The sequence below is a fragment of the Flavobacterium sp. PLA-1-15 genome, assembly GCF_049060005.1.
Taxonomy (GTDB): Bacteria; Bacteroidota; Bacteroidia; order Flavobacteriales; family Flavobacteriaceae; genus Flavobacterium.
On the sequence record NZ_JBMGQS010000049.1, the window covers coordinates 1 to 10895 of the forward strand.

7 protein-coding genes are annotated in these 10895 nt (G+C 40.8%); 6 read left to right on the top strand and 1 reads right to left on the bottom strand.

What is annotated here, in order from left to right; translation table 11 throughout:
- The first annotated feature begins 157 nt into the window (after positions 1–157).
- Positions 158–571, top strand: coding sequence for a Holliday junction resolvase RuvX (ruvX, locus tag ACI6PS_RS15945; RefSeq protein WP_421013568.1), 414 nt, complete (start codon positions 158–160; stop codon positions 569–571).
- Here ruvX and ACI6PS_RS15950 read toward each other — a convergent pair.
- A complete protein-coding gene (locus ACI6PS_RS15950) occupies positions 568–2784 on the bottom strand; it encodes an FUSC family membrane protein (RefSeq protein WP_421013569.1) in 2217 nt (738 codons plus the stop codon). The two genes, ruvX and ACI6PS_RS15950, sit on opposite strands and share 4 nt — an antisense overlap.
- A gap of 181 nt (positions 2785–2965) precedes the next feature.
- On the opposite strand from ACI6PS_RS15950, the gene def reads away from it, so the two are divergent.
- The 5 genes from def (at position 2966) to ACI6PS_RS15975 (ending at position 10854) form a co-directional block, all read left to right on the top strand.
- A complete protein-coding gene (gene def, locus ACI6PS_RS15955) occupies positions 2966–3556 on the top strand; it encodes a peptide deformylase (protein WP_421013570.1) in 591 nt (196 codons plus the stop codon).
- Positions 3557–3613: 57 nt separating this feature from the next.
- On the top strand, positions 3614–4054 hold the full coding sequence (locus ACI6PS_RS15960; protein ID WP_421013571.1) for a DUF5606 domain-containing protein: 441 nt from the start codon (positions 3614–3616) through the stop codon (positions 4052–4054).
- Between the two features lie 81 nt (positions 4055–4135).
- A complete protein-coding gene (mazG, locus tag ACI6PS_RS15965) occupies positions 4136–4909 on the top strand; it encodes a nucleoside triphosphate pyrophosphohydrolase (protein WP_421013572.1) in 774 nt (257 codons plus the stop codon).
- Between the two features lie 161 nt (positions 4910–5070).
- On the top strand, positions 5071–8643 hold the full coding sequence (locus tag ACI6PS_RS15970) for a choice-of-anchor I family protein (protein WP_421013573.1): 3573 nt from the start codon (positions 5071–5073) through the stop codon (positions 8641–8643).
- A 165-nt stretch (positions 8644–8808) separates the two neighbouring features.
- Positions 8809–10854, top strand: a complete 2046-nt coding sequence (locus tag ACI6PS_RS15975) for a M13 family metallopeptidase (RefSeq protein WP_421013574.1) — start codon at positions 8809–8811, stop codon at positions 10852–10854.
- Positions 10855–10895: the final 41 nt, after the last annotated feature.

Consider the following 10895-nt stretch of genomic DNA (forward strand, 5'->3'; position numbering starts at 1 on the left):
TTTTAATTTCTTTAGCCAAATTAGCAATCAAATATTAAGTAGGTGTTATACTATAAATGACAGATGTTATGAAATTTAATTCAATATCGGGCAATGTTACCAGTTTGTTGGTGCAGGACTATGTTCCAAAACCTTATCTTTGCCTCAAAATCATCTTATGCCAAGAATACTAGCCATTGACTACGGACTAAAACGCACCGGTATCGCCGTTACCGACGAAATGCAAATCATTGCATCCGGACTAACGACGATTCCTTCCGAAACCGCTGTTGCTTTCTTAAAGGATTATTTTAACAAGGAAAAGGTAGAAAAAGTACTCATTGGTGAACCCAAGCAAATGAACGGTGAACCCTCACAAAGCACCGAAATTATTGAGAAGTTTGTAACCGTATTTGCATCAACTTTTCCCGATATGAAATTGGAAAGAGTAGACGAACGTTTTACCTCAAAGATGGCCTTTCAGACGATGATTGATAGCGGACTTAAGAAAAAACAGCGCCAGAATAAGGCACTTGTCGATGAGATTTCGGCAACGATCATGCTTCAGGATTATCTTTCGAGAAAATTCTAGACGATAATTTTAAGCTTTCGGGTAGCTTTAAGGAGACTTTCGGATAGATTGGTCATCCAAATCAATTGCTCGATTACGAGCTGTGCTTCCTTCATCTTCAATTGGAAATCGGCTTCATCAACCACGCTGTCGCGCAACTCTTTTGCACGAATGTTTTTAAGTTCGGTAAAACGTACTTCCAAATCCGATTTCTGGACAGTATTTAAAAGTATTTCATCTTCATCGGTATGCAACAATTCAATTGCATCGTCAAGATTTTTCAGAATGGTTTCTACCACCACATTAAAGGCCTCGGAAGCTTTTGTAGTTTGATGCGTCTGAATATAAGTTCCCAGCGAAGCCGATGAAGAAACCAACGTGTGGTTGAGTTCCACAAGTTTGTACACCTGTGGCATCTGCTTTTGCTTGGAGCGCGGTTCCTGTGTCATCCTTTGGAAAGACGTCATGAGGTTGCCAATTTCAATAAAGGCCTGTTTTCGTGCCAGTTTATAAGAAGTTGTTACTTCACCTTTTTTATTATAGAACACAGAAATCTCCCTTATATAATCCCTGTTTGCCTTTATGGATTTCTCCAAAAATACTCTGACGTTCAAAAATTCCCAAGAAGGCCAAAGCAGATAATTACCAGCGAAAGCCAGCAATCCACCAACAAGGGTATCGAGGATTCTATATTGTATCACTTCGTTGACATTTGGCGTAAGCATCCCATAAATAAAGACCACATACATCGTCACGAAAGTGGCGCCAACCTTGTAATTGGTTTGCGTAAACATAAAGCCCAACAACATCGCAATGATCGAAAAGGCACTTATCGCATAGCTGTTATGGATGACCGAAATAATTCCGAAGGCAATGATACCACCCAATATCGTCCCAAAAATACGCTCGTAGGAACGTTGCTTGGTAAGTCCGTAACCTGGACGCATGATTACCACGATAGTGAGTAATATCCAATAGACGTTTTGGAAAGGCAACAGTTTTCCGATGATAAAACCCAGTAAAATGGTCAACGTCAGGCGAAGCGAATGTCTGAAAATAGTGGAGGAGAAGCTGAGGTTTTCCTTCAACGTGCTCCACGGATAATATAAGGGTGTAAGGAACTTTTCCAGATCCTTCTCTATGCCTTTTATGTCCTGCGGATTGGTAGCCAAGGTAAAAGCCTTTTCCACCACTTTTATCTTTTCAATCTGCCTTTCGGCATAATCCCTCATGTTGGAAAGCATCAGCACTCCTTCGGAAGCATCTTCCTTGCCGAGCTCTTTTTCATAATCCAAAATGGCATTTTCCAAAGCTTCCAAATCTTGAAAAAGTTGGTGCTTGGAAACATACTTGGTTTTATTCTCCAATGACTTGGAGAGCCTTTTCATGGTTCCGGCAAGGTTATAGGCCAGATTCTGATAGGTCGATAGCATTTTTGGATGTGCGCTGAATTTCTCGTGCAGTTTGCTATGGTCGAAAGAGGTAGAAAGCGCGAGTTCGAGAATTTCAAGCAAGGAATCGAATACAATCAGCATCTTTCGGTTCTGGTTGGAACTTCCTGAATTGGATCGGTTTCGGATTAGGATTTCCCTTAAATTCTCGTGGATCGTATTTAGTTCTACCTGAAGGTAAAGCTGTTTCTCGATAATTTTTCCCCGCGAAGCATCAGCATTCCATAAATCGCCACGGAGTTTCAGGTATTTTCCGGTAAGCTTGATGCACTGTGCAATTTGAAGCTCTACATATCGATAGGGTCTTATCTTATAAAAAATAAGCGAAACAAGGAGATAGAACAGTCCGCCAGCAAGCATGTATCCCGCATTGATGAGGATGTTCCAACCGGTATTTAAATGTCCGAATGCCAATGAAACCGATACGAGTCCCGAAAAGGAAATCATGGTAGCGCGATGCCCATAGACGGAAATCATCGACAGGAAAAATAAAATCAGGACCAGGACAGGGTAAAATATCGAAGGATACGGATAGGTAACATTCACCAATATCGCCGCACCGACTATGATAAGAATGGCAACCAAAATCCCATTGATCTTGTGCTTTAGATTACTCGGAATATCACTCGGATAGGTCAGTACCGCTCCAATGGCAACCGTAAACCCTACCTGAAATAAATCCAGATAACCAAATAGAATAACGGGCAAGACCGCGGCTACGGTTACTTTCAGCGCATTGGTAAAATTGGTCTGGTCGGTAAAGTTTTTGACTGAGTTGATCATTTCGAAAGGTTGCCTTACAAAGATAAGGAATGACGGAGATTTATAGTTTGAAAAAAATAAAGATTTTAAAGTTTCTATATTGCCAAAACGTTATTATGTAATATGTTTTTTCACTATTTTTGCCGTCCGTGTTTCACAAAGGCATCTTTTTTGATAACACGTAATACTTAAAATTTTTAAAATGATTTTACCAATTGTAGGATACGGCGACCCGGTTTTGAGAAAGATGGCAGAAGACATTCCGCAGGATTTTCCAAACCTAAAAGCTATTGTATCAGATATGTACGAAACGATGTATAATGCTTATGGTGTAGGTTTGGCCGCTCCACAAGTAGGAATGGCTATTCGTTTGTTTGTTGTGGATACGAGCCCTTTTGGTGAGGACGAAGACTTGTCGGAAAAAGAGCAATTGCAGTTGAAAGGTTTCAAGAAAACATTCATCAATGCAAAAATGTTGAAGGAAGAAGGAGAGGAATGGGGTTTCAACGAGGGTTGTCTAAGCATTCCCGAAGTGCGCGAAGACGTTTACAGACACGAGCAGATCACGATTGAATACTACGACGAAGACTTCAACAAGCATACAGAAGTGTACGACGGTTTGAGAGCAAGAGTCATCCAGCACGAATACGATCATATCGAGGGAATCTTGTTTACCGATAAGATTTCATCGCTGAAGAAACAGCTGATCAAGAAGAAACTTCAAAATATTATGGAAGGAAAAACCCGTCCGGATTACAAGATGAAGTTTGCATCACCGAAGAAAGGAAGATAGTATTCAGTAAAGTAATAAGAAATAAATAATACTAATAAAAAATAAATAATACTAAAGATGAATTTAGATAAAATATTAGCAATTTCAGGAAAACCAGGTTTATATGCCTTAAAAGTACAAACGCGTTCAGGTTTTGTTGCCGAGTCATTAATTGATGGTAAAAAAATCACTGTAGGTTTAAGAAGCAACGTAAGCTTGTTGTCTGAAATCTCAATCTATACGGTTAGTCAAGAAAAACCGCTTGTTGAAGTAATGCGCAACATCGCAGTAAAAGAGGATAACGGACCAGCACTTTCTCACAAAGAAGATAATGCTACATTGGCGGCTTATTTTGCTGAGATTCTTCCAGACTACGATCAGGACAGAGTGTATCCTTCTGATATCAAAAAAGTATTGAACTGGTACAATATGCTTCAAGCAAAAGGATTGGTTTCTAAGGAAGCTCCGGTAAAGGAAGAGGCTCCTGCACAAGAAGAAGTAGCTTCTGCTAAAGAATAAATTCCAAATTTCTTACCATAATTTAATCCTGTCGGGCTGTTTTTCCTGACAGGATTTCTTATTTTTACAAAAACCTACATTATGACTGCAAGAGAACTTCAACTACAGGCTTTCGACAGATTATTGAATATTATGGACGACCTGCGCGAGAAATGTCCGTGGGATAAAAAGCAGACTTTGCAGACGCTCCGTCATCTTACCATTGAAGAAACCTACGAGCTGGGCGATGCCATTTTGGACAATGATTTGCAGGAAGTGAAAAAGGAACTCGGAGATCTATTGCTTCATATTGTATTCTATTCCAAGATAGGAAGCGAAACCAACGACTTCGATATTACCGATGTCTGCAACGAAATCTGCGAAAAGCTTATCCATCGTCATCCGCATATTTATGGAGATGTTGTAGTTGAAAATGAAGAAGAAGTAAAGCAGAATTGGGAAAAGTTAAAACTGAAAGAAGGCAAGAAATCGGTTTTGGAAGGTGTTCCGAGAAGTTTGCCGGCTTTGGTCAAGGCATCCAGAATTCAGGATAAGGTAAAAGGAGTAGGCTTTGATTGGGAAGAACCGCATCAGGTATGGGACAAGGTCCAGGAAGAATTGGAGGAACTGCAGGTGGAGGTAAAGGCTGGGAATCAAGAAAAGATGGAATCGGAATTTGGTGATGTTTTGTTCTCGATGATCAACTATGCCCGCTTTTTGAATGTTAACCCGGAGGATGCCTTGGAACGGACAAATAAAAAATTCATCAAGCGTTTCCAATACCTCGAAAGCAAGGCTTCACAATTAGGAAAATCGCTGGCCGACATGACATTAGCAGAAATGGATGTCTTTTGGAACGAGGCCAAAAAACTCTAATCTGTTTACATTTTCTTTTTATTGACTATCATAAAATTACATTCCAAACATTAATTTAATGTTTGGAATTTCTTTTTTTAAAATTAGATTAAACTTCTGGTAATCACTTCAAAAAACGATAAATATAAATTGCGGCTTAAATAACACAACTTATATTTATCATGAAATTAAAAACTACCCTGTTCCTTTTATTGGGATCAATCGGTGTAGCCCAAGCCCAGATTGTGGCTCCGGGAGACATTGCTTTTGTTGGCTTTAATGCCGATGGCGACGACGACGTTGCTTTTGTAACCTTCAAGGATATTCCTGCAAATACCAATATCCACTTCTGTGATTCAGAATTGACCAATGGTATTTTCGGTGATGACGAGAATGCTTTTATCTGGACTTCTCCAGCAACAGTTGTTCCTGCCGGAACCATTATTTCAATCTATGCTTTAAGCGCCACTCCAAACCCAACTAGCGGAACCATTACAGGAACTCCAGGAGGACTTTCTCATAACGGAGATGCCCTTTTTGCTTTTTTAGGAACATCAACAACCAACCCTAGATTAATAGGAACAATGCTTGCAGCAATATCCAATTCAACTGCAGGTTTTGGAGATTTGACAAATTCTGGATTATCGCAAGGAACTACGGCTATCATGCTTTCAGAAGGAACAGATATCGCTATCTACAACGGACCAAGAACAGGTTTGGACATCAATGGCTATCTGACACAATTGGGATCAATATCGCAATGGTTGGAAGAAGCATCAGATGCTGATAATCATAATAATGGTGGTGGAACACCAGATCTTCCTTTCAGTACAACAGCATTTGTTATTTCTAATACAGATAACAGCGCACCAACGGTAGCTTCTACTGTTTTGGTAAACGAAACGACTACTGAGGTTATCTTTTCTGAAGAATTGACTGCCACTTCTGCCAATTTGTTGGACAATTATACTTTTGCACCAGCTTTGGCTATCAGCAATGTAGTATATGATGCCGCACTAAACAAGGTCATCATCACACACGCTGCTCTAGCTACAGGAGTTGCTTATACATTAAGCGTAAACGACATTAAAGATTTGGCAAATAATGCGTTGGCTCAAACCTACACAAGTCAGGATTTATACCATAATACGCTTGCTTCAGGTTTGTTGATTACCGAAATCATGTACAACCCACCTTCTGCCAATTCGAATCAACTGGAATTTTTAGAAGTATACAACAATACTGCAAACCCGATCGCCTTGGGTGGAATCAGGGTAAAAGATGAAGGGAACTTCGTATTTGTTTTTCCAGAAATGACACTTGTCGCAAACGCTGTGGTTTTGTTGGCAAATGATAAGACCAGTGCCGATGCCTTTTATGGCGTTTCCTTCCTGGACATGCCACAAGGAGCGATCAATGCTTTAGGAAACGGCGGCGAATTGTTGCAGATACTAAATGCTAACGGCGCTGTAATTTCTCAAGTTGCTTATGATGATGTTACGCCTTGGCCACTTTCTCCTGATGGAAACGGTCCTTCATTGGAACTTTTGAATCCAAACGGAAACTTGAATGACGGAAACAATTGGACAGCTGCTGCAAATCTTGTAGGACCATCTTTAGGAGCTAATGTATATGCTTCTCCAGGAACATATACTCCAAACGTTTCTTCTGCTGTTTCATTCGATACTGAATTTGTATTTGTAAATGAAAATGCAGGAACTGTAGCTGTAAACGTTTTCATTTCAAATGCTTCTGCTACAGAAGTGACTGCAACTATCGCACCTCTTGGTACAGTTGGTACTGCTGTGGAAGGAACAGATTATACTTTTGCTTCACAAACGGTTACTTTTCCAGCAAATTCTTCAACTGCTGTAACGATCAATGTTCCGGTAACGGATAACGCTGTTGGTGGTGCAGATAAGTTCTTTGTTTTAGAATTAAGCAATCCAAACGGAGCTACTCTTGGCGGCATCAAAACCAAAGTGGTTTATATTTTAGACGATGAAGCTTCGGCTCCAGCCGCATCAGAAACATTGGATATCGATTTCCTTGCAAGCTATGAGGTAGATCCTAGCGGTTCTGCCGAAATTGTGGCACACGATCCTGTATCGCAAAGATTGTTTGTGTTGAATTCTACAGCAACCAAAGTAATGATTCTTGATTTCTCAAATCCAGAGAACATCACACAAATCAGTGCCATTGATATGTCTGCGCACGGAATTGGCGCTACAAGTGTGGCTTACAAAAACGGAATCGTTGCCGCTACTGTTGAGGGAGCTGACTTTGGAAACGGAAAAGTAGTCTTGATGGACATCAACGGAGAAAACGTAAAGGTTGTTGAGGCAGGTGTATTGCCAGACATGGTTACTTTTACTCACGACGGGAATAAAGTTCTGACGGCAAACGAAGGACAGCCAAATGCAGATTATTCTATCGATCCAGAGGGAAGTATCTCTGTAGTAGATGTTTCGGGCGGACTTTCAAGCGTTACGCAAGCGAATGTTACTACAATCAATTTCAATGCTTTCGATGCTCAATTGGAAACTTTAAAAGCAGCCGGTGTTCGTGTATTCGGACCAAATGCTACGGTTTCTAAAGATTTTGAACCGGAATACATCACCGTTGCAGAAGACAACCAAACGGCTTGGGTTACTTTACAAGAAAACAACGCTTTGGCAGAAATCAATTTGGTAACCAACCAAATCACTTCTATTATTCCATTAGGATTAAAAGACCACAGCCTGCCAGGAAATACATTGGATACTAGCGATCAGAATGGTGAAATCTTTATGGCCAACTGGCCTGTAAAAGGAATGTACATGCCAGATGCTATTGCGAGCTACACAGTTTCGGGAACTACTTATTTGGTAACGGCAAACGAAGGTGATGTTCGTGAATACGATGCTCTTGAGGAAGAAGCAAAAGTAGGTGATGCAGATTATTTCTTGGATCCTGCGGTTTTCCCGAATGCGGCACTTTTGAAGAAAAACGGAAACCTTGGTCGTTTGGTGGTATCCAACAAATCAGGAGATCTTAATAACGATGGTCTTTTCGAAGAAATCCACGTTTTCGGAACACGTTCGTTCAGTATCTGGAATGCTACAACGAAGCAATTGGTGTACGACAGCGGTGATGATTTCGAAAGAATTACGGCCACAGATCCGGTTTACGGAGCTATTTTCAATGCAAGCAACGACAATAAAAACTTCAAAAACAGAAGTGACAATAAGGGACCGGAGCCAGAAGGTGTGACGGTTGGAAAAATCGGAGAAGCATTCTATGCTTTCGTTACCCTTGAAAGAATCGGCGGTATGATGACGTATAATATTACTGATCCTGCCAATCCAGTTTTTGTTTCGTATAAAAACAACCGTTCTACAACAGATGCCAATGTGGGCGATTTAGGTCCGGAAGGAATCATTTACATCAATCCAACAGATAGTCCTAACGATACAGGTTTGGTAGTAATGGCAAACGAAGTGAGCGCTACTATCAGTGTTTACAAAATCAACAACGACGTTCTAGGAACAGGCGAATTTACCCCTGAGAAAAATACCTTCACGGTCTATCCGAATCCGGTTAGCCAAGGGATGCTTTATTTAAGCAAACCTACAGATGCCATTATCTATGACATCTCAGGAAGAATTGTTGCTCAAAAAAGCAATGCTTCCTATATGGATGTTTCGCAATTGTCTGCCGGTGTTTATATCATCCAGCCAAAGGAAGGAAACAGCCAGAAGTTTATCATCAAGTAGTAGTTTTTTGTTTATGTAGTTAAAAGGCCATCCCTGCAAAGGGGTGGCTTTTTTAGGTATAAGGCAGCCTATGATTTCAATCCGCTCATCAACTAAAAATTAATCAAATTTTCTAACTGATTACTATATTATTTATATTCGCCCTTTATTATTCAAACTAAGTATATGAAAATTACTAAAAACCTTTTTTTCATTGCATTATCGGCAACATTTGTTGTGAGTTGCAACAAGAAGGATGATTTTTCCGAACTGGAAGATCCTATTATGACCCATCGCGATACCACTGTAAATCCGGCCGATGATTTTTTTAATTATGCCAACGGAAGATGGTTCAAGGAAAATCCGATTCCGGCCAGCGAAAGAGGCAATGGGATTTTTCATACTATAGAAGATACGGTTCAGGCCCAAATCAGAAAAATATGCGAGACTTCGGCTAAGGAAACCAATGCCAAGAAAGGAAGCAACATCCAGAAGATTGGCGATTTCTATGCTTCGGGTATGGATACTATTGCGATTGAAAAGGCAGGGATGAAACCCATTCTTGTCGATATGAAACGTATAGACGCCATTACCGACGCAACGTCATTGTTCAGCACTATTGGCTATCTGCATTCGATTGGGGTTAACGCAGGATTTCATTTGGTGGTTTCGCAGGACGATAAAATCAGCAGTCAGCACGCTCTTGTTTTGTGGCAGGGTGGAATAGGACTGGACAACCGTGATTATTATTTTAATACCGATACCGAAACGGCAAACATCCGTACTGAATATGTGAAGCATTTGGAGACGATGTCGAAATTGACAGGTACCGATGCTGCAACGGCCAAAAAAGAGTCTGCAACGGTCATGAAAATCGAAACCGATTTGGCAAAAGCCTCTTTAAAGATGGAAGAACTTCGCAATCCTGTGAAGAATTATAACAAGATGCCTTTGGCACAATTACAGAAGCTTACTCCAAATATCGATTGGGCAAAAGCACTTCCAGCATTTGGGATAGCAAAAGCCGATTCGATCATTGTTTCGCAACCGGGATTTTATACCAACTTGGATAAGATGGTAAAAAGCTACTCGATTGCAGATTGGAAGGTATATCTAAAATCACAACTGCTAGCGGATTACGGAACGTATTTGAGCAAGGATTTCAGAGATGAGATCTTCCATTTCAGAGGAACAGTCTTGAACGGTATTACGAAGCAGAATCCACGTTGGAAAAAAATCACCGATCAAACGAATGATGCATTGGGAGAATTGATTGGGCAGATTTATGTTGCCGATTATCTGCCGAAAGGCTCAAAGGAAAAGCTCTTGGAAATCGGAAACAATATCCGTACGGTATATGCAGAGCACATCAAGAATCTGGATTGGATGAGCGAGCCTACAAAGAAAAAGGCTTTGAAGAAATTGGATAAGATTGTAATGAAAGTAGGCTATCCAGACGATTGGAAAGACATGAGCAGTCTTGCCATCAGCAGGGATTCGTATTATGAAAACATCAAGGCTACAAACAAATGGAGCCACAATTATGAATTCAGCAAGTTCGGAAAACCGGTAGACCGCAAGGAGTGGAGCATTTATCCGCAAACGTATAATGCGTATTATAATCCGAGCAACAACGAGATTGTGATTCCGGCGTGTAATATTTTGGTGCCAGGTTTTGAAGGCAGAATGCCGGACGATGCTGTTCTATACGGTATCATTGGAGGTTCGACTTTCGGACACGAAATCACGCATGGTTTTGACGATCAGGGAAGCCAATACGACGAAAACGGTAACCTGAACAACTGGTGGACGGCCGAAGATTTGGCAAAATTCCAAGCCAAGACAAAGCTTATCGTAGCACAATACAGCAAGTTTGAACCGCTTCCAGGAAAGTTTGTAAATGGAGATGCCACTCAAGGTGAAAACATTGCCGATCTAGGCGGCGTGGTGATGGGCTTGGAAGCTTTTAAGAAAACAGAACAATACAAAAGCAACAAGAAAATGGGTGGCTATACACCTGAGCAAAGGTACTTCTTGGCTTACGGATATGCGTGGCTGATCAATTACAAGAAGGAAACATTGGCAATGCAAATCATGACCGATGTACATTCGCCAGCACAGTACCGTGTGAATGGAGTCTTGGCCAATTTACCAGAATTCCACAAGGCTTTCAACGTGAAACCGGGCGACAAGATGTATCAGCCGGATAGCTTGAGGGTGGTGATTTGGTAAGTTTTTTGATTGAAAGATTTTTGGACTTATACAAAAAAAGA

Excerpts from the sequence above, each read along its gene's own strand:
- ruvX (WP_421013568.1), top strand. The coding sequence starts at position 158 with ATGCCAAGAATACTAGCCATTGACTACGGACTAAAACGCACCGGTATC.
- ACI6PS_RS15950 (WP_421013569.1), bottom strand. The coding sequence starts at position 2,784 with ATGATCAACTCAGTCAAAAACTTTACCGACCAGACCAATTTTACCAAT.
- def (WP_421013570.1), top strand. The coding sequence starts at position 2,966 with ATGATTTTACCAATTGTAGGATACGGCGACCCGGTTTTGAGAAAGATG.
- ACI6PS_RS15960 (WP_421013571.1), top strand. The coding sequence starts at position 3,614 with ATGAATTTAGATAAAATATTAGCAATTTCAGGAAAACCAGGTTTATAT.
- mazG (WP_421013572.1), top strand. The coding sequence starts at position 4,136 with ATGACTGCAAGAGAACTTCAACTACAGGCTTTCGACAGATTATTGAAT.
- ACI6PS_RS15970 (WP_421013573.1), top strand. The coding sequence starts at position 5,071 with ATGAAATTAAAAACTACCCTGTTCCTTTTATTGGGATCAATCGGTGTA.
- ACI6PS_RS15975 (WP_421013574.1), top strand. The coding sequence starts at position 8,809 with ATGAAAATTACTAAAAACCTTTTTTTCATTGCATTATCGGCAACATTT.